General features: G+C 72.3%; 15 protein-coding genes. 8 read left to right on the plus strand and 7 right to left on the minus strand.

Annotation, left to right across the window (positions count from 1 at the left end; translation table 11 throughout):
• Positions 1-110: 110 nt before the first annotated feature.
• On the plus strand, positions 111-1,292 hold the full coding sequence (gene tuf, locus RV986_RS43360; RefSeq protein WP_475922626.1) for an elongation factor Tu: 1,182 nt from the start codon (positions 111-113) through the stop codon (positions 1,290-1,292).
• 134 nt (positions 1,293-1,426) lie between these two features.
• Positions 1,427-2,272: a spermidine synthase gene (locus RV986_RS43365; RefSeq protein WP_475922627.1), complete on the plus strand. Its 846-nt coding sequence runs from the start codon at positions 1,427-1,429 to the stop codon at positions 2,270-2,272.
• Here the strand turns inward: RV986_RS43365 and RV986_RS43370 are convergent.
• From RV986_RS43370 to RV986_RS43380, 3 genes are all read right to left on the minus strand, one after another.
• Positions 2,234-3,550, minus strand: coding sequence for an MFS transporter (locus RV986_RS43370; RefSeq protein WP_475922628.1), 1,317 nt, complete (start codon positions 3,548-3,550; stop codon positions 2,234-2,236). The genes RV986_RS43365 and RV986_RS43370 overlap by 39 nt on opposite strands.
• Before the next feature lie 192 nt (positions 3,551-3,742).
• Positions 3,743-4,813 (minus strand): DUF8017 domain-containing protein, encoded by a 1,071-nt coding sequence (locus RV986_RS43375; protein ID WP_475922629.1) that lies wholly within the window; start codon positions 4,811-4,813, stop codon positions 3,743-3,745.
• A 44-nt stretch (positions 4,814-4,857) separates the two neighbouring features.
• Complete coding sequence (locus tag RV986_RS43380; protein ID WP_475922630.1) at positions 4,858-5,772, minus strand: IS982 family transposase; 915 nt, start codon at positions 5,770-5,772, stop codon at positions 4,858-4,860.
• A gap of 225 nt (positions 5,773-5,997) precedes the next feature.
• Between RV986_RS43380 and RV986_RS43385 the strand changes: the two genes are divergently transcribed.
• Entirely contained in the window at positions 5,998-6,450 is a 453-nt protein-coding gene (locus RV986_RS43385) for a DUF4442 domain-containing protein (protein WP_475922631.1), read from the plus strand.
• Positions 6,451-6,523: 73 nt separating this feature from the next.
• Here the strand turns inward: RV986_RS43385 and RV986_RS43390 are convergent, their stop codons facing one another.
• Positions 6,524-7,510 carry a LacI family DNA-binding transcriptional regulator gene (locus RV986_RS43390; protein ID WP_475924647.1) on the minus strand — a complete coding sequence of 329 codons (987 nt, stop codon included), beginning with the start codon at positions 7,508-7,510 and terminating at the stop codon, positions 6,524-6,526.
• 256 nt (positions 7,511-7,766) lie between these two features.
• The gene (locus RV986_RS43395) at positions 7,767-10,145 is read right to left on the minus strand and encodes a beta-galactosidase (RefSeq protein ID WP_475922632.1); all 2,379 of its coding nucleotides are present in this window, start codon (positions 10,143-10,145) and stop codon (positions 7,767-7,769) included.
• A gap of 365 nt (positions 10,146-10,510) precedes the next feature.
• Here RV986_RS43395 and RV986_RS43400 point away from each other — a divergent pair, with 365 nt between their 5' ends.
• The 4 genes from RV986_RS43400 (at position 10,511) to RV986_RS43415 (ending at position 16,695) form a co-directional block, all read left to right on the plus strand.
• The gene (locus RV986_RS43400) at positions 10,511-12,361 is read left to right on the plus strand and encodes a TIGR03767 family metallophosphoesterase (RefSeq protein WP_475922633.1); all 1,851 of its coding nucleotides are present in this window, start codon (positions 10,511-10,513) and stop codon (positions 12,359-12,361) included.
• A gap of 348 nt (positions 12,362-12,709) precedes the next feature.
• The gene (locus RV986_RS43405) at positions 12,710-15,166 is read left to right on the plus strand and encodes a beta-glucosidase (protein ID WP_475922634.1); all 2,457 of its coding nucleotides are present in this window, start codon (positions 12,710-12,712) and stop codon (positions 15,164-15,166) included.
• Between the two features lie 195 nt (positions 15,167-15,361).
• Positions 15,362-15,973, plus strand: coding sequence for a carboxylesterase family protein (locus RV986_RS43410; protein WP_475922635.1), 612 nt, complete (start codon positions 15,362-15,364; stop codon positions 15,971-15,973).
• A 71-nt stretch (positions 15,974-16,044) separates the two neighbouring features.
• Positions 16,045-16,695, plus strand: a complete 651-nt coding sequence (locus RV986_RS43415) for a DedA family protein (protein ID WP_475922636.1) — start codon at positions 16,045-16,047, stop codon at positions 16,693-16,695.
• A gap of 14 nt (positions 16,696-16,709) precedes the next feature.
• Here RV986_RS43415 and RV986_RS43420 read toward each other — a convergent pair whose 3' ends face one another.
• Entirely contained in the window at positions 16,710-17,240 is a 531-nt protein-coding gene (locus RV986_RS43420) for a gamma carbonic anhydrase family protein (RefSeq protein ID WP_475922637.1), read from the minus strand.
• 148 nt (positions 17,241-17,388) lie between these two features.
• On the opposite strand from RV986_RS43420, the gene RV986_RS43425 reads away from it, so the two are divergent.
• A complete protein-coding gene (locus RV986_RS43425; RefSeq protein WP_475922638.1) occupies positions 17,389-18,156 on the plus strand; it encodes an acyltransferase in 768 nt (255 codons plus the stop codon).
• A gap of 124 nt (positions 18,157-18,280) precedes the next feature.
• Here the strand turns inward: RV986_RS43425 and RV986_RS43430 are convergent, their stop codons facing one another.
• Positions 18,281-19,138 carry an EamA family transporter gene (locus tag RV986_RS43430; RefSeq protein ID WP_475922639.1) on the minus strand — a complete coding sequence of 286 codons (858 nt, stop codon included), beginning with the start codon at positions 19,136-19,138 and terminating at the stop codon, positions 18,281-18,283.
• Positions 19,139-19,170 lie beyond the last annotated feature (32 nt).

The following is a 19,170-nucleotide window of genomic DNA, read 5'->3' on the forward strand; positions in this document are numbered from 1 at the left end:
GGACCCCGCAGGGGGAGGGTCGGCAAGTCCTTGGGGTCCCCGTCCCGGCCGCTTCGCGCCGGGGCCGTCACTCAGCTCCGCTGACACTGAAGAGGCTTCGAGGTACCGCCATGCCCAAGACGGCATACGTCCGCACCAAACCACACCTGAACATCGGCACGATGGGTCACGTCGACCACGGGAAGACCACCCTGACCGCCGCCATCACCAAGGTCCTCGCCGAGCGCGGCTCCGGCACGTACGTCCCCTTCGACCGCATCGACCGCGCTCCGGAGGAGGCCGCGCGCGGCATCACCATCAACATCGCGCATGTCGAGTACGAGACCGACACCCGCCACTACGCGCATGTCGACATGCCCGGCCATGCCGACTACATCAAGAACATGGTCACCGGCGCCGCGCAGCTCGACGGGGCGATCCTCGTCGTCTCCGCGCTCGACGGGATCATGCCGCAGACCGCCGAGCACGTGCTGCTCGCCCGGCAGGTGGGCGTCGACCACATCGTCGTCGCGCTGAACAAGGCCGACGCCGTCGAGGACGGCGACGACGCTGTGCTCACCGACCTCGTGGAGCTGGAGGTCCGCGAGCTGCTCTCCGCGCACGGCTACGGGGGCGAGTCCGTACCCGTCGTACGGGTGTCCGGTCTCAAGGCCCTTGAGGGCGACCCCCGTTGGACGGCGGCGATCGACGCGCTGCTCGACGCGGTGGACACCTATGTGCCCATGCCCGAGCGGTACCTCGACGCGCCGTTCCTGTTGCCGGTGGAGAACGTGCTCACGATCACCGGGCGCGGGACCGTCGTCACCGGGGCGGTCGAGCGCGGCACGATCCGGGTCGGCGACCGCGTCGAAGTGCTCGGCGCCGCCGTCGACACGGTGGTCACCGGTCTGGAGACCTTCGGCAAGCCCATGGACGAGGCACAGGCCGGGGACAACGTGGCGCTGCTGCTGCGCGGGGTGCCCCGCGACGCCGTACGCCGCGGGCACATCGTCGCCGCGCCCGGCAGCGTCGTGCCCAGCCGCCGCTTCTCGGCCCGGGTGTACGTCCTGTCGGGGCGCGAGGGCGGTCGTACGACACCCGTCTCCACCGGGTACCGGCCGCAGTTCTACATCCGCACCGCGGACGTGGTCGGCGATGTCGACCTCGGCGAGCGGGCGGTCGCCCGGCCCGGCGACACCGTCACGATGACGGTCGAGCTCGGGCGCGAGGTACCGCTGGAGCCGGGCCTCGGCTTCGCGATCCGCGAGGGCGGCCGGACGGTCGGCGCGGGGACGGTGACCTCGGTCGGCTGACGGCCGGGGGCAGGACACGGGTGCCCGCTCCGAGGGGAGCGGGCACCCGTTCGTGCCGATGGCCAGTGCCCCCGCCCGGCCACACTCGACCGACGGCCGCACCGCATGGTCGGCACCGGCGGCACAATGGACCCGTGGACGAGCCGATACCCGTGACACGGACCGTGGATCACGGGACCGCCAAGCTGATGCCGGACGTCGACCGGAAGCGGGCGTGGCTGCTCACGGTCGACGCCGCACCGCAGTCGTACGTCGATCTGGACGAACCGACGCATCTGGAGTTCGAGTACGCACGACGGCTCGGGCACGTCCTGGACACGGTCGTGGCGCCCGGGCGGGCCCTGGACGTGCTGCACCTGGGCGGCGGAGCGCTGACGCTGCCCCGCTATGTGACCGCGACCCGGCCCGGTTCACGGCAGCACGTGGTGGAGGCCGACCGGGGCCTGCTGGACCTGGTCGTCGAGCACCTGCCCGTACCCGAGGACGCGGGCATCACGCTGCACGGCGCGGACGCCCGCGGCTGGCTCGAATCCGCCGCGCCCGCCTCGGCCGACATCGTGATCGCGGACGTCTTCGGCGGCTCCCGGGTGCCCGCGCACCTGACCTCCACGACGTACGCGCGCGCCGCCGAGCGGGTGCTGCGCGAGGACGGCGTCTACCTGGCCAACCTCGCCGACGCCGCGCCCTTCGCCTTCCTGCGCTCCCAACTCGCCACGTTCGCGACCGTGTTCGAAGAGCTGTCCCTGATCGCCGAACCGGGCGTACTGCGCGGCCGGCGCTTCGGCAACGCGGTACTGGTGGCCTCCCACCGCCCGCTCGACACGGCCGCCCTCGCCCGCCGCACCGCCGCCGACGCCTTCCCCGCGCGCGTCGAACACGGCCCCGCGCTGCGGGAGTTCATCGGCGCCGCCGACCCGGTGCGCGACGAGGAAGCGGTCCCCTCACCCGAGCCGCCCGGCGGAGCCTTCAGCATCGGCTGACCAGAACTCGGCCTCCGCCGTCGCCACCCTCTGCGCCACCGGCTTGGTCCGCCGCGTCAGATTCCGTACGTCCGGCACACACAGCACCGCCGCCGTGACCACGACGACCAGCGCCGCACAGCCCCACAGGGCGGCGGTACGGCCGAAGGCCTGTTCCGCCGGGCCCGCCAGAGCCGTGGCCAGCGGGACCATCGCGACCGAACCGAACCAGTCGTACGCCGAGACGCGGGAGAGCTTCTCCTCGGGGATCTCCTGGTGCAGCGAGGTCATCCACGACACCCCGAACACCTCTATCGCCACACCGCTGACGAACATCACCGCGCACAGCGGACCCACCGGGACCGGCACGGCGAGCGCGGCGGCCGGGGCGGCGAGCGGGAAGACACAGAGGGTGCCCGCGAACAGCAGGCGGCGCGGCTTCCAGCGGGTCATCAGCAGCGCGCCGCCGACGGTTCCGGCGCCGAACGCGCCGAGCGCGAGCCCCCACGGCCCGGGTCCGCCGAGGCTGTCCCGGGCGACCAGTGGACCGTACACCGCGTCGGCGGCGCCGACGACCGCGACCACGACGGAGAACTGGGCGACGATCGTCCACAGCCACGGCCGTCCGACGAACTCCCGCCAGCCCTCGCGGAGATCGGAGAGCAGCCCGCCGCCGGGCTCGCGCGGCGGTATGTGGCTCACGTCGAGGAACGACCGCAGCGCCCCGGCCACCGCGAACGCCACCGCGTCCACGGCGAGCACCCAGCCGGGCCCGACCACGGCCACCATCGCCCCGCCCAGAGCCGCGCCGCCCAGGCCGGCGCCCTGCATCGCCAACCGGAACATGGCGAAGGCGTGGCTCGCCTGCTCCCCGCTCACCGTGGACATCAGCATGCCCTCGGCGGCCGGGCTGAAGAACGCCTGCCCGGTGCCGCCGAGCGCGGACAGCAGCATCATCTGCCACAGCCGTGCCTCACCGGCGAGGACGAGGACCGCGAACACCGCCTGCGAGACGCAGTTCAGGACGTTCGCCGCGACCATCACCCGATGGCGCGGCAGCCGGTCCGCGACCGCGCCGCCGATCAGCAGGAAGAGCACCAGCGGCAGCGTCCGCGCCGCCGCGACCAGCCCGACGTCAGCCCCGTCGCCGCCCGCGTCGAGCACCGCGAACGCCGCGGCGATCAGCGCGCCCTGGCTGCCCAGGTTGGTGACGACCGCGGCGGCGGTCAGCAGGGTGTAATTGCGGCCCGCCCAGGACGGGCGGCGAGGGTCGCGGGAGGTGTTGGCGGCAGGGGTCACGGGCCGACTATCGCCGCCGCGGCCCCGGCTTGCCAAACCGCTTGCGCGAGGACCGGACACGCCTGAGCCGCGCCCGGCCGACCCCCGGACGGCGGGCTCAGGAATCCGTTGTACCGCGGTTCGGGCGCCGGACCGCACGGTGGTTCCGGCGCCGGGTTGTACGGTCGTTCCGGCGCCGGGTCGCAGGGTCGTTCAGGTGCCCGTCGGGTCGCCGTACAGCCGTACCGTGCCGAGGATCTTCCGCACCGTGGCGTCCGGCACCTCGTCCTTGACGCCCTTGGCACCGTAGAACGTCCAGGACACGAAGTCGCCCGCCGAGTTCTTGAAGGCGAACGTCGTCGCCTTGCCGTCGGAGTCGCACTTGTCCTTTTTGGGGACGCCCGCCGAGTACGTCGTCGCGACGCTGCCCTTGATGCCCGAAGCGGTCGTGTACGGCTCGGCCTTGCCGATCTTCAGCAGCTTCTTCGACGCGGTCTCCTGGTCGGTGTAGCCGCCGAAGACCCACCACGCCGAGTCGTTGCGGGCCACGTCGTCGGTGTTCTTGGCACCGCTCTGCCCCTTGGTGCCCGTCGCGGCCAGCGCCGTGTCGTCCGTACGGCCGTCCTTGTTGTCGTCGGACGTGCACCACTTCTCCTGGAGGAAGGCGGGCGCGGACATGCCGATGAGGGCGGAACCGTCACCCTTCTTCTCGTCCTCGAAGCCGATGAAGGTACCGGGCGTGCGGACGTTCCAGTCGGCGGGGACGTCGAAGGCGGTGCCCCACTTGGGGTTCACCACGACCTTCCAGCCCGCGACCGTCGGCTTCTCCTCGTCGGTGCCGCGCGGGTTCTCGCCGCTCCCGCTCGCGCTGGGGGAGGCGGTGGCGGACGCCGTGGGCGACTTGGACGCGTCGCCGCCCGCGCGGTCGTCCTTCTTGTCGTTGCCCAGGACGAGGAAGCCGGTGACGCCCGCCGCGATCACGACGGCCGAGGCCGCGACGATCGCGGTGACCTTCGTCCTGTTGCCGCCGCCACCTCTACCGCCGTCCGGCCCACCGGGGGCCTGGGGCGGCCCGAGGGGGACCGTAGGAGCTCCCCACTGCGGCTGGCCGTAGGGGGCGGGCTGCGGATACCCGGGCTGCTGCGGTTGTCCGGGCTGCGGTTGTCCGGGCTGCTGATACCCGGGCTGCTGGTACGGATTCGGCTGCTGGTACCCCGGCTGCTGGTACGGATTCTGGTCCTGCGGGTTCTGCTCGCCCCCGGGCGGCTGCTGTCCTGGCCACATGGGCGACCACCCTAGATGAATGAGTCCAAGGGGTGTCGTTGCGGTCAGTGATCGTAGGCGGTCAGTGACCGCTTGATCGGCTGTCCGGTTTTGTCGTTGTGCCAGATCGCCGCTGTGAGCGCGAGGATCCGGCACAGAACGCGGACCGCCACCCCCGCCGGGCTCTTGCCGCCGTGTCGTTCCAGGTCGAGCTGCCCCTTGAAGGTCTGGTTGATCGACTCGATGACCTGCCGCAGCGGCTTGAACAGGTGTGCTCCGGCCCGTTCGGCCTCCCCCTTGCGGGCCGGCCGCAGCAACTCCAGGTGACGCTCGGCAAGATCGCACTCGAACTCGCGGCCGTAGTAGTTCTTGTCCCCGATGATCGTCTGCCCGGGGCGGGCTGCTTCGACATCGGGCGCGGTGTCGAGCATGTCGCGCAGTGTCTCGCGCTCGTCGGCCTTCGCGCCGGTGAGGGCGAACAGGATCGGCAGCCCGCCCAGCGTGCACACCAGGTGCAGCCGCAGCCCCCAGAAGTACCGTGAGTGCGACGCGCAGTAGCCGTACTGGGCCCAGCCCGCCAGGTCCGAGCGTCTGGCCGTCTCGCGGGAGCATCCGCAGCCGACCGGGGTGGAGTCGACCAGCCACACGTCGTCGCTCCACAGCGAGGTGTCCCGGGCCAGGATCCGGATCATGCTGGTGAGCAGCGAGGACGCGGCGCGCAGCCGCTTGTTGTAGCCGGACTGCTGGGGCACGTAGGGGAAGAGGTGGCCGAAATCCCGCCCGACGCGGCGCAGCCAGCGCCGCTCGGATGTGTAACCGAGCAGCGCCGACGTGACCGCGAGCGTGACCAGTTCGGCGTCACTGAGCGTGGGTGCGATCCCGACGGCGGGCCGGTACGGGGCCAGCCACGGCGAAGCCTTCAACTCGTCGTCGATCCGGGCATAGAGTGCCGTTGCGAGGGTGTCCAGGTCTGTCTTCACACACTGACATTGGACGCCCTCGTCTCATGTCCGCAGGCCATCCCTTGGACTCATTCATCTAGTGGCGGCTGTGACACGTTTCGGTCACTGGAGCTCGTCAGCCATGTACCGGTCAGGATCCGGAGGGGGCGTGCGTACGTTCTCCCGGCCACGTGCGGCGTATTGATACGACGATCACCACCCGGTGCTGGTCAAGATTTCCTACCCATGGGTAACATGCTGTTCATGAGCGCAGACCAGATGACGATCGGCGAGATGCTCGCCGCCACGGTGCCGATGGCCCGGACGCTGAACCTCGATTTCGTGGAGACCACTCCGGAGAAGGCCGTGGTGGCCCTGCCGGACCAGAGCGACTACCACAATCACGTCGGCGGTCCGCACGCCGGAGCGATGTTCACGCTGGGCGAGTCGGCGAGCGGGGCGATCGTCCTCGCCGCGTTCGGGGAGCAGCTGTCGCGCGCCGTGCCGCTCGCGGTCAGCGCCGAGATCGCCTACAAGAAGCTCGCGATGGGGCCCGTCACGGCCACCGCGACCCTCGGCCGCCCGGTCGCCGAGGTCGTCGCCGAACTCGACGCGGGCCGTCGCCCCGAGTTCCCCGTCGCCATCACCATCCAGCGCGGGGACGGCGCCGTGACGGGGGAGATGACGGTCGTGTGGACACTGCGGCCGAACGGCTGAGCCGAGCGTTCGGGGCGGCAGGGGTCCCCTCCGGCGAGCGCCGGGCGGGACCCGCCGGCCTGTCCCGCCGTCGCTATCGCGGCGCGGGGCCCGTGCTGCGGCGGACCACGAGCCGGACCGGCTCGATGTGATCGGGACGCGGCTCGTCCGACCCGTCGATGCGGGCCAGCAGGAGCTGCAGCGAGCGGCGGCCGGTCGCCGCGAAGTCCGTGCGTACGGTGGTCAGCGGGGGCAGCATGTGGGCGGCCTCGGGGATGTCGTCGTAACCGACGACGCTGACGTCGTCCGGGACGCGGCGCCCGGCCTCGTGCAGGGCGCGCAGCACACCGAGCGCCATCTGGTCGTTGGAGGCGAACACCGCCGTGACGTCCGGGCACGCGGCCAGCCGGCGCCCCAGTTCGTACCCGGAGTCCGCGCTCCAGTCGCCGAAGAGCGGCTCGGGGACCTCGGCGCCCGCCGCCCGAAGCGTGGCCTGCCAGCCCTCGGCGCGGCGTTCGGCGGACAGCCAGCCCGTGGGGCCCGCGATGTGCCGGACCGTGGTGTGGCCGAGCGACAGCAGGTGTTCGGTGGCCTGACGCGCTCCGTCGTGGGAGTCGGCGGTGACATAGGAGGCGTCGTCCCCGAGGTCGTTCTCCAGCACCATCAAGGGGGCGTCGAGCTCCGCCTCCGCCAGGGCCCTGCCCACCCAGCGCTGGGGGGCGATGGCGATCAGACCGTCCGCCCCCTCGGCCGACAGCGTACGCACGGCGCGTACCAGGGTGTCCCGGTCGGCCGTGTCGAGCGCGATCGAGCTGACCAGGTAACCGGCTTCCTGGGCCGCGGCGTTGATCGCGTTCAGGATGGAGGCGGGCCCGTAGCGCGCCGCGTCGAAGGAGATCACTCCGAGCATCCGGGTCCGGCCGCTGGCCAGGGAACGAGCGCTGCGGCTCGGCCGGTAGCCGAGCGCGCGCATGGCCGCCCGTACCGCCTCCCGGGTTTCGGGACGTACCGCGGGGCTGTCGTTGAGTACCCGGGAGACCGTCTGTTTCGAGACACCGGCCAGGCGGGCCACGTCGTCCATCACCGGACGCGCCCCCGCGAAGCTGCGCCGGCTGCGTCCCCTGGGGGCGTCGGGCCCGCCTGCCGCCCGGGGCCCACCGGGTGCCTCGGGTCCGCCGGGTGTCCCGGGCTCGCCAGGTGTCCCGGGTCCTGTGGAGGCGGCGCCGTCCGTGGCACCTCGGTTCATGGGGGCGCATCCTCCGACGTCGTGGCGGCGGTCGGTCCCGACCCGCCCGGCAGGCCCACAGGATAGGCCCGCCGGGTCCGCCTCCCCCTCGTCAGCCCGCCCGGACCGCCCAGGCGCGGCTGGTCACCCACTCGACGCGCCACACGGCCGCCCGGCCCGTGACGTCGCCCGCCCGCTCGGGCAGGTGCACCGGAGCGTCGGCGGCCAGCGGCAGTAACCGCAGCCGCAGACCGCGGGGGCGCGGGGCCGCCACGGGCAGCCGGTCCAGGCCGATGTCCCAGACGCGCCCGGAGAAGAACTGGTCGGCGACGAGGGTGTCGCCGACATACGCGCGGCCCACGTCGCCGGTCCAGTGGATGCGCAGGAGGGTGCCGGACGGCCGGTGCGGGAGGTCGTCCGGCAGCTTCACGTGGTACTCGGCCGCGGAGGTGGCGAAGTGCTCGTCCGCCGGGGCGCTCGCCCGGCCCAGCGGACCGGTCGCGCTCACGGGCGGCGGGCCCGCGGGACGCACCAGGGTGGCGGCGGGCGCGGTGTCCCCGTCGGCCCATTCCTCGGTCGTCCAGCGGGTGAACACGCCGTCGGCCGTCGCCGACAGGGGCGCCCCGGCCACCGTCAACGGCGGTGCGGGCGCGGGCAGTACGGCGAAGGAGGGCCGTGACGCCGAGCTGTGCACGCGGAGTTCGTCCTGGTCGAAAACGACACTGTCCGGGGAGAGGACCAGCCGCTCGGCGCCCCACGCCGTACCCCGGTAGGCGGTGCGGGCGGTGGCGGCGTCGAGGACGAGCAGACCGATGTCGTTGCCGTCCGCGGTCTTCACCTGGACGAGGGCGTCGGTACCGGGACGCAGACCGGTGACCAGAACACGGCCGTCGGCCCGGTCGACCGCTCCGGAGGGCGCGTCGACGGATGCCACCGTGTCCGCGTCCAGGGCGAGTTCGACCGGAACACCGTCGGTGGCGGCCAGCACCAGGACCGTACGTCCGTGGTCCTCGACGCGGCACACCGGCTGGGCGGTGGCCCAGTCGAGCCGTAGATCGGCGACGTCGAGGCGCAGCGGCCAGCAGAAGTAGGCGCCGGCCGGGACGGTGACCGGGGTGCTGGGGAACGTCAGGGCGGGGGCGTCGGGGAAGCCGACCTCGAAGGTCGTGCCGGAGTGCGCCGGCAGGGGTTCGTGCGGCTGGTGGTTGTTGACGAAGAGGAAGCCGGAGGTGCCGTCGCTGCGGACCGCCCAGCGAAGGGTCTCCCGGTCGGACTGGGACGTGGGTTGCCGTTCGGGCAGGACGGACTCCATGGGGGCGATCAGGTCGCCGAAGTCGGCCAGCAGCAGGTGCTGGAGGCGCAGTGCGTGGTACGACGGTCGGACCTGGCCGTACTCGCCGAGGGGTGCCTGGAAGTCGTAGGTGAGGACGGGCAGGTCGTTGGGGTAGTCCGTGGCGTGGGACTCCTGGAGCGTGCTGAGTTCACCGACCGGGTTCGTGCCGCCGTGGAACATGTAGTAGCCCTGCCAGACCGAACCGCAGCCGATCTTGGTGAGGCCGAGCGCGCCGATGTCGTCGGGCTCCACGCGCGGCCGGCGGTGGTAGGCGACGGCCATCCCGCCGCCCAGCTCGCAGGTGGCCCAGGGGAAGCGGTCCGCGGGGGCGGGGTCACCGCCGCGCACGGTCGTCGGGCGCAGGTCGGCGCCGATGCCCTCGTCGTCGCGCTGGTGGGTGAAGAAGAAGTGCTTGCGGCAGGTGTCCGGCCAGCCGCCGTCCGCCTCCGTCCAGAAGGCCTCGGTGTAGCCGCCGTACAGCGGAAGCAGTTCGTCGGGCGGCAGCCGGACCCCGCCCCAGGCCGTCGACGTCCACAGCGGCGCGCTCAGTCCGGCCGCCTGCGCCATCCGCTTCAGGGTGAGGAGGTGGCCGGGCTGGTCGTAGAGCTCGTTCTCGATCTGGATCGCGACGATCGGACCGCCGTGCGCCCGGTCGAGTCCGCGCAGCTGTTCGGCGATCGCCGCGAACCAGCCGCGTACGGGCTCCAGATAGGCGGGGTCGTCGGTGCGGGGCGTGCGGGCGCGGGCCGTCAGCCAGTCGGGGAAGCCTCCGTTGCGGACCTCCGCGTGGCACCAGGGGCCGATGCGCGGGATGAAGTCCAGGCCGTGCCGGGCGCACAGTTCGGCGAAGCGCCGCAGATCGCGGTCACCGTCGAAGCGGACGTGACCCTCGACCTCCTCGTGGTGGATCCAGACGACGTAACTGGCGACGACGGTGACCCCGCCCGCCTTCATCTTCAACAGCTCCTCCTCCCACTCCCGTGCCGGGTAGCGGGAGTAGTGGAACTCGCCGGAGACCGGGAACCAGGGGCGACCGCCGCGTGTGAGATAGCGGCTGGTCACCTCGACGGGCTCGGGCACCCCGGGGGCGTCGGCGAAGGGGAGGTGGCCGGTCAGGGGCGGTGCGGGGGGCGCGGGGACGCGCAGGAGATGCGGCATCGGGACTTCTCCGGTCCGGGGTTGGGGGAGGAGGAGGGCGTCGGTTGCGGCGATGTGCGGGTGCGGGTGCGGGTGCCCGAGCTTGAGCTCGGGCTGGGGCTCGGGCTCGGACGTAGGGCTTGGGAGCGTTCCCAGACCATGTGATGTTATCGGTAACATCACCTGCGTCAAGGGACTTTGCCACCGGTGGCGGAACGGCCCGGGTCGGCCCTCCCGGTGGCCGGGCGGCGCCGTCGGAAACGTGCGGGTCGCGTCGCGTTCCGCCTGTTCCGGAGGCGTTCACGGCGACGCCACGCCCGTGTCCCCGTGGCCTGAATGAGTGGTTCCGTTCAGTGATTCGCTCCGAGGCCCCGGAGGGTCGCCCCATGGCCGGAACCGAACCCGTATCCGCGCCCGTATCAGCCATCAACCGTCGCCGGTTTCTCCTCGCCTCCGGTGCCGCCGTCGCCGGAACCGGTGCGGGGGCGGCCGGCGTGGCGCTGCCGCGACAGCGCCCGCACCCCGCCGTCCAGCCCGTCGTGCAGACCGTCGCCCGGCAGCCGGTCCGCAGCGCCCCGCGGCCGGTGCCGTACGCCGCGACCACTCTGGAGACGACGGCCCGACTCGGCGGTTCCGCGCACACCACCACCTACCGCCGGCTGGTCTCGGGCCCCGGCTGGCCGTTGGTCGTACGGGGAGATCTCGCCGCTCCCGGTGGCGGGCGCCAGGACCGGCGGACCGCGCTCGCGTGCTTCGTGCAGTTCACCGACCTCCATCTCGCCGATGTGCAGAACCCGCTGCGCACCGAGTTCCTGAGGGCGCGCGGTGCCTCCTCGTGGCGGGCGCAGGAGGCGCTGACGGTGGCGGGGGCGGTCGCGCTCGTCGAGCAGGTGAACGCGCTCGGCGGGGGTCCGTACACCGGGCTGCGCCCCGCCTTCGTGATGACGACGGGTGACAACGTCGACAACAACTCGGCGATCGAACTGGAGTGGTTCCTCACGGTGATGAGCGGGGGCCGGATCACCCCCAACACCGGTGACCCGACGACGTACGAGGGCGCGCAGAACTCCGGCCTTCCGCTGTACTGGCACCCGGGCGACCCGGCCGTGCGCGACCTGGACAAGCGGCGCGGGCTGCCCCTGATCCCCGGCTTCCTCGACGCGGTCACACGACCGGTGACGAGCCCTGGGGTGCGCATCCCCTGGTACTCCACGGTCGGCAACCACGACGATCTGCCCGGCGGATGTCTGTCACCCGAGCTGAACGACTTCGCCGTCGGCACCCGCAAACTGCTGTCGGTCCCCGCCGCGGACGCGGCCGCCTACGCCCAGGCCCTGGGGTCGGGCGACGATCCCAAGAGCGAGGTGCTCAAGGCCATCCTGACCAGGAACGCGGCCTCGGCGCGGACCGTGACCGCCGACGAGCGGCGCCGGCTGTGCACCCCGCACGACTATCTGGCCGCGCACCTCGATCCCGCGCACACCGGTGCCGGTCCGGTCGGCCACGGCTATACGCAGGACAATCTGGACGGCGACCGGATGTACTACACCTTCCGGGTGGCCGAGAACGTCCTCGGCGTCAGCATCGACACGACGTACCGCAGTGGCCACTACGAGGGTTCCCTCGGCACCGAGCAACTCCGTTGGCTGGAAAAGACCCTGGCAGCGCACAGTTCCCGGTCCTACGACGCGGACGGCCGGCTCGTCCGCAACCCCGGGGCCGACGACGCCCACATCCTGGTCTTCAGCCACCACCACAGCCCCAGCATGACCCGGCGCCCCGACGCCGCCCGCACGGACGAGCCGCGGCACGACGGCGCGGAGGTCATCGCCCTGCTCGGCCGCTTCCCCAACGTGGTGGCCTGGATCAACGGCCACAGTCACGTCAACCGGATCACACCGCACCCGCACACGACGCCCGCCCGCTCCTTCTGGGAGGTCAACACCGCCTCCCACGTGGACTATCCGCACCACGCCCGGCTCATCGAACTGGCCGACAACGGGGACGGGACGGTGTCCCTGTTCACCACCCTCGTCGAGTCCGCCGCCCCGCACCGCACGGCCCCGGACTTCGACGACCTGTCGGCGGTGGGTCTCGCCTCCCTGTACCGGGAACTGGCGTACAACGCTCCCGGCCTGGCCGCGGGCATGACGGCCGGTGTCCAGGAGGGCTGGGCGGGCGGAGCCGGGGACCGCAACGCGGAACTGGTGGTGGCGGCCGGTCCCGCGGCGGGGTGACCTCTCCGCAAGCCCTTCCACAGGCTCCTCCACGAACCCCTCGACAAGCCGCCCCGCGAGTCCCTCCGCAGGCCTCTTCGTAGGCCCCATCGATGATCCCTTCGGTGGGGCCTACGGGGGTCGCTTCGCTTGTTGGCGGGGTGTCGGCCGTTTCTGTTCAATTCATTGGCACGAGTCACCAGTGGTCCTAGTCTTCCGCCGTACCCGTGATGGCTGACGACACGGCAGGTGCGGACCGGAGCGCAGGGCGTTCATGGGCCGAACGCGGCGGCTGCCGTCGGCGTGTGTGCATCGCGTGTACACACGGTTCACAATGACGTGTCCCGCGCACCGAAGGAGTGACGGCTCATGTCCCACACCTTTTCCCGGCGTTCGACCCTGCGTCTGCTGGGCGGCGCCATCGCGGTCGCGGCGGCGGCCACCACCACCGGTTCCGCGCCGCTCGCCCCCGCGGAGTCCAGATCCGGCGCAGGCCCTCGCATCGAGGGTCTGATCGCCCGGCTCACCCTTGACGAGAAGATATCCCTGCTGCACGGCGCCACCGACCCCGCCTCGCTCGGCCAGGCCGGATACGTACCCGGAGTCCCCCGTCTCGGCATCCCCCCGCTCCGGCTCGCTGACGGCCCGGCCGGTGTCCGCGTCACCCGGCACGCCACCGCGCTGCCCGCCCCCGTCCTGCTCGCGTCGGCGTTCGACCCGGGCCTGGCCCGCCGCTACGGGCAGGTCATCGGGCGCGAGGGCCGCGCCCTCGGCCAGGACGTGCTGCTCTCCCCGATGGTCAACCTCATCCGCACCCCGTACGCGGGCCGCAACTTCGAGACCTTCAGCGAGGATCCGCTGCTGGCCGGGGATCTGGTGGCGGCCGAGATCCGTGGCATCCAGGGCGAGGGCCTCATCGCGACCGTCAAGCACTTCGCGCTGAACAACCAGGAACAGGACCGCATGTCCGTCGACGTGCGGGTCGACGAGCAGACCATGCACGAGGTCGAACTGCGCGGCTTCGAGGCGGCCGTCGCCGCCCGCACCGGCGCGGTCATGGGCGCGTACAACAAGGTCAACGGCACCTTCGCCTGCGAGAACAAGACGCTCCTCACCGACGTCCTGCGCGAGCGGTGGGGCTTCGACGGCTGGGTGATGACCGACTGGTTCGCCGCCCACAGCACCGTGACCGCGCTCACCGCGGGCCTCGACATGGAGATGCCGGGCGGGACGTACTTCGGGACCGCCCTGGCGACGGCCGTGCGCGGCGGCGCCGTCGCCGAGTCGTACGTCGACCGGGCCGTACGCCGCGTCCTCGCCGTGATGGACCGCTTCGGGCTGCTCGACGGCAGTGCCCCGACCCGGCCCGACCGCGACCCGAAGGCGGGCGCGGCCGTCGCCCTGGAGGTCGCCAAGGCCGGTGCGGTCCTCCTGCGCAACGAGCGCCACGTGCTGCCGCTGACCGGCGCCGCCGCCCGTACGATCGCCGTCGTCGGCCCCACCGGCTCCCTCCCGTTCGTCAGCGGCGGCGGCAGCGCCCATGTCGTCCCCGATCACGCCGACAGCCCGCTCGACGCCATCCGCTCCCGCGCCGGACACGGAGCGCGGGTGGCGTACGCGCTCGGCGAGGACCTCTTCGGCAAGGCGATCCCCGGCGGGGCGCTGACCTCGGGCATCGACACCGAGGGCCAGAGCGTCGCCGCCGGAACAACTTTCACGTACACCGGGACGCTCACCGTCGCGGACGCCGACGAGTGGACCTTCGTCATCCACTATTCCGGCATCCGGCCCAAGGTGGTCGTCGACGGCGTCGAGCTCTTCCCGCCGCTGCCCGGCTTCGGCGAGTTCTTCAACGGTGGTCTGGTCTCCGTGGCGCCCGACGGACTCGCCGTACGCCGCAAGGCCCTGCAGCTCTCCCAGGGCAGGCACCAGGTCTCCATCACCGCCCAGGGCGTCGACGTGGGACAGCTCTTCCGGCTGCGGCGCATCACCGGGGCGACCCGCGCGCAGGACGTCGCCGAGGCGGTCGACGCCGCGCGCGCCGCCCACAGCGTCGTCCTCTTCGCCTACGAGGACGCCACCGAGGGCCTGGACCGCGCCACCCTCGCGCTGCCCGGCAACCAGGAGCAGCTGATCAAGGCCGTCACCGCGGCCAACCCCCGGACGGCCGTCGTGCTCAACACCTCCTCCTCGACGTCCATGCCCTGGCTGGACGGCACGGCCGCCGTGCTCCAGATGTACTACCCGGGCCAGGAGGGCGCGGCCGCCACCGCCGCCGTCCTGTTCGGCGACTGCGACCCCGGCGGCCGGCTCACCCAGTCCTTCGCGGTCGACGACGCCCACCACCCGGTCGCCGGCGACCCGCGGCGCTATCCGGGCGTGAACGGCACCGAGGAGTACTCGGAGGGGATCCACGTCGGCTACCGCTGGTACGACGCGCAGGGCGTGCGCCCGCTGTTCCCCTTCGGGCACGGACTCTCGTACACCTCGTTCGCGTACGAGGATCTGCGGGTCCGGGGGCGGGAGGTCGCCTTCACCGTGCGCAACACCGGCCGGCGCGCCGGCATCGAGGTGGCGCAGGTCTACCTGGGGCCGTCGCCGGACCTCCGGCTCGACCAGGCCGTACGGGCGCTGGCCGGATACCGGCGGCTCGCGCTGTGGGCGGGGGAGCGGCGCCGGGTGACGCTGCGCCTGAGTCGGCGCACGCTGTCCTCCTGGGACGCGCACCGGCACGACTGGGTCCTCGGCACCGGGCGGCGCACGGTGTGGGCGGGTTCGTCGTCGCGGGACCTGCGGCTGCGCGGCAGCGTGGAGGTGGACACGTGAACAGGGGGCACAGCGTCCGCACCGGCCGTCTGCGCACGCTGGTGGCGGGCGCGACGCTCGTCGCCGCCGTCCGTACAGACGTCCAGTGGGGACCCCGGCTACGAGCGGCCCAGTCACACCGAGGACTGCCTCGACCTCAATGTGTACGTCCCCAGGGGCGGGTACGTCCCCGAAGGCACCGGAAGCCGGCCGGTGATGGTCTGGCGTGCCCCGGGCCGCGTCACCATCGCGGGCGAGTCGGCGGGTGGCCGCTCGGTCTGCACCCAGTTGGCCGCGCCGACCTCGAAGGGCCTGTACCGGGCGGGGATCGTGGAAAGCGGTGCGTACGGGAACTGCGCGGCGCGCACTCATGACGCGGCCGTCGCGGCCGGTGCCGCCTTCGCGAGGAAGGCGGGCTGCGCCGATCTCTCCGTGGTGTGTCTGCGGGGGAAGTCCGCCGAGGAGATCCTCGCCGCGCAGGGCGGATTCGACCGGGGGCCCGTCGTCGGCGGCGCCTTCCTGCCCGTGCAGCCCTTCGAGGCGTACGCGAAGGGGGCCGCCGTCGGGGTCCCGGTACTGGACGGGGCGAACGAGGACGAGGGCCGGCTGTTCGCCTTCAGCCGCTTCGACAACACGGGCACGCCGCTCACCGCCGAGCGGTACCCGGCGGTGGTGAAGGAGGTCTGGGGCGCCGAGCTGGGCGAGCGGGTGCTGCGGCGCTACCCGCTCGCCGAACATCCGGCGCCGTCCGGGGGCGGAAATGTCGTGAGCACGACCGTCCACCAGGAACATCGGTGCGACCTGTGGGACGCCGCCGCGCGAGGCTGAGCGGTAGGCTTCCCGGCGTGCGCCCGGCGCGGGCGCACGCCGGGAAGTGTGCGATTCGGGAGGAACCGGCGTTGGACGTCCAGCATTGGCTCGAGACGGTGCCCGCGGTCAGCATCTACGCGCTGGTGGCCCTGGTCATCGGTCTGGAGAGCCTGGGCATCCCCTTGCCCGGCGAGATCATCCTGGTCTCGGCGGCGCTGCTGTCCTCGCAGCACTCGGGCATCAACCCCGTCATCCTCGGGGCGTGCGCCGTCGTCGGCGCCGTCGTCGGCGACTCGATCGGCTATGCCATCGGCCGCAAGGGCGGGCGCCCCCTGCTGGCCTGGCTGGGCGCGAAGTTCCCCAGACACTTCAGCGAGGGGCATGTCGCGACGGCCGAGCGGTCCTTCCAGAAGTGGGGCATGTGGGCCGTGTTCTTCGGCCGCTTCATCGCCCTGCTGCGGATCTTCGCGGGGCCGCTCGCGGGTGTGCTGAAGATGCCGTACTGGAAGTTCCTGATCGCCAATGTGCTGGGCGGGATCATCTGGGCCGGGGGTACCACCGCGGTCATCTACTACGTGGGTGTCGTCGCCGAGTCCTGGCTGAAGCGGTTCTCGTGGGTCGGACTCGTACTGGCCGTGCTCATCGGACTTGCCTCGATGCTGATCGTGAAGCGCAAGGCGAAGAAGGCGGCGGCGGAGATCGAGACCGGGGAGCGGGAGCCGGTCGCGGCTGCCGAGTAGGCGCTCCAGGGCCTCTAGCCGCCCAGTGCCTCCTTGTGGGCCTTCGCCAGGTCCACGTAGAAGGTGCCGTTGAGGGTGAGGCCCTCGCGTTCCTCCTCCGTCAGCTCGCGCCTGACCTTGGCAGGGACACCGGCGACGAGTGATCCCGGGGGTACCCGCATGCCCTGTGGGACCAGGGCCTGGGCGGCCACCAGGGAACCGGCGCCTATCACCGCCCCGTTCAGGACCGTGGCGCCCATGCCGATCAGGCAGTCGTCCTCGACCGTGGCGCCGTGCAGCACGGCGTTGTGGCCGACCGAGACGCGCTCGCCGACCGTGATCGGGAAGCCGGGGTCGACATGGAGGGTGCAGTTGTCCTGGATGTTGCTGTCGGCGCCGATGACGATCGGGCCGAAGTCGGCGCGCAGCACCGCGCCGTACCAGACGCTCGCGCCCGCGCGCAGGGTGACGTCCCCGATCACCACGGACGTCGGTGCCGTGAACGACTCCGGGTCCACCTTCGGGTCCTTGCCGCCGATCCCCATGATCAGCGCCCGCTGCGTCATCGCCGTCTCCTCGTCGTGGCCGTGTCTTCGTCGTCGCCGCCTCGCGGCCGGTACAGCGGCACCGTATGCCATCGTGCCCGTCCCGGTGGGGTGAAGATCACAGTCGTGATCTCTGCTGGGCCCAGGTCGCCCTGAGTACCGTGAGCGGGTGCCCAGGAGCAAGAACGTGTTCTCGTCATGGCGGCGCCGCCTCGTGCAGCGCGCCGTCCACGCGGGCTGGGCCTGGGTGCAGCGCACGGGTTCGGTGACCGCGGAGCACCCCGGGCGGCTGCGCTTCGGCGCGATGGGAACAGGTACCAGACTCGCCTTCCCGCTCGGCACCGTTTTCGGCGAACCCTGGATCCACCTCGGCGCCCACTGCATCGTCGGCGAACAGGTCACCCTCACCGCCGGTCTGATGCCCGATCTCGACCTGGGGCCCGACCCGATCCTGCGGGTCGGCGACGGTGTCGTGCTCGGCCGCGGCAGCCATGTCATCGCCGACACCACGGTCACGATCGGCCGCGACTGCTACTTCGGTCCGTATGTGTACGTGACGTCCACCAACCACTCCTACGACGATCCGCACGAGCCCATCGGCAAGCAGTGGCCGCGGATGGAGCCGGTGGAGATAGGGCCCGGCTGCTGGATCGGCACCGGCGCGGTGATCCTGCCGGGGGCGCGGATCGGGCGGAACGTCGTGGTGGCGGCCGGCGCGGTGGTACGCGGCGCGGTGCCGGACCACTCGGTCGTGGCCGGTGCCCCGGCGCGGGTCGTGCGGCGCTGGGATTCGGCGGACGGGTGGCAGCCGCCGCTGCGGACGCCCGCGCCGGTGCCGATTCCCGACGGGGTGACGCCGGAGCAGCTGCTCGCGCTGTCGGAGCTGGACGAGGACACCGTGGCACGGCTGGCGGAACTGGACGTCGAGTCGTCCTGAAGTCCCCTGCCTTCCCCTCCCTTCCCCTCCCTTCCCCTTCCCTTCCCTTCCCTTCCCCTCCCTTCCCTTCCCCTCCCTTCCCCTCTCTTCTGCTTCCTTCTGTTTCCTTCTGCTTCCTTCTGCGTCAGCCCGTGGCGAGCAGCACGGTGCCGACCAGTGCCAGGCCGGCGCCCGCCGCCTGCACCCCGCGCAGCCGCTCGCTGAGGAAGCCGCGCGCGGCCAGGGCCGTGACCACCGGATAGAGCGAGGCGAGCACGGCGGCCACGGTGACCGGGCCGTGCTGGGCGGCGACCGCGTACGTGCCGTTCGCCGCGACGTCCGCGAGGCCGACGAAGGCGAGCGCGGGCAGGGAGCGCCAGGGGAAGCCGCCCTCGGGGAGGGCGGGGGAGCCGCGCCGCACGGCGACGAGGAGCGCCGCGCCACCGGTGACCACATTGGTCACGCGCTGCACGAACAGCGCGAGGAACAGCCCGGTGACCGACGACGACGCCTCGGCGATCAGCACGAACACCGTGCCGAAGCCGAGCGCGGCGATCAGCGTGAGCAGGATCGCCTGCCGTTGCACCGGGGCGCCCCGCAGCTGGGGACCGCCCGCGAGGACGACGCCCACGACGGCCACCGCGATGCCCGCCACCTGCGTCAGGCCGGGGCGCTCCCCGAGGAAGAGCCCCACGGTGATGGGGACCGCCACGGCCAGGGCGCCGAGCGGTGAGACGACCCCCATCGGGCCCAGGGCGAGCGCCTTGTAGAAGGAGAGCAGCGCGACCGGCCCCACCAGTCCCGCGGCGAACGCGAACCACAGCTGCGGTCCTGCCTCGCTCCAGCCGCCGGTCGCGACCACGATCGCGCCCAGCACCGCCGCAGCGATCGACTGGGAGGCGACGACCACGGTGAGCGCGGGCGTACGTCGGGTCAGCAGGCCTCCGCCGAAGTCGGCCAGGCCCCACAGGAGGCTGGTGGCCAGGGCGAAGAGTGCTGTCATGACCGGCCTCGCAGTACAGTTCAGTGAACGAT

The sequence above is a fragment of the Streptomyces sp. RLA012 genome, assembly GCF_056270325.1.

Excerpts from the sequence above, each read along its gene's own strand:
- tuf (WP_475922626.1), top strand. The coding sequence starts at position 111 with ATGCCCAAGACGGCATACGTCCGCACCAAACCACACCTGAACATCGGC.
- RV986_RS43375 (WP_475922629.1), bottom strand. The coding sequence starts at position 4,813 with ATGTGGCCAGGACAGCAGCCGCCCGGGGGCGAGCAGAACCCGCAGGAC.
- RV986_RS43385 (WP_475922631.1), top strand. The coding sequence starts at position 5,998 with ATGAGCGCAGACCAGATGACGATCGGCGAGATGCTCGCCGCCACGGTG.
- RV986_RS43390 (WP_475924647.1), bottom strand. The coding sequence starts at position 7,510 with ATGGACGACGTGGCCCGCCTGGCCGGTGTCTCGAAACAGACGGTCTCC.
- RV986_RS43395 (WP_475922632.1), bottom strand. The coding sequence starts at position 10,145 with ATGCCGCATCTCCTGCGCGTCCCCGCGCCCCCCGCACCGCCCCTGACC.
- RV986_RS43400 (WP_475922633.1), top strand. The coding sequence starts at position 10,511 with ATGGCCGGAACCGAACCCGTATCCGCGCCCGTATCAGCCATCAACCGT.
- RV986_RS43405 (WP_475922634.1), top strand. The coding sequence starts at position 12,710 with ATGTCCCACACCTTTTCCCGGCGTTCGACCCTGCGTCTGCTGGGCGGC.
- RV986_RS43410 (WP_475922635.1), top strand. The coding sequence starts at position 15,362 with ATGGTCTGGCGTGCCCCGGGCCGCGTCACCATCGCGGGCGAGTCGGCG.
- RV986_RS43420 (WP_475922637.1), bottom strand. The coding sequence starts at position 17,240 with ATGACGCAGCGGGCGCTGATCATGGGGATCGGCGGCAAGGACCCGAAG.
- RV986_RS43430 (WP_475922639.1), bottom strand. The coding sequence starts at position 19,138 with ATGACAGCACTCTTCGCCCTGGCCACCAGCCTCCTGTGGGGCCTGGCC.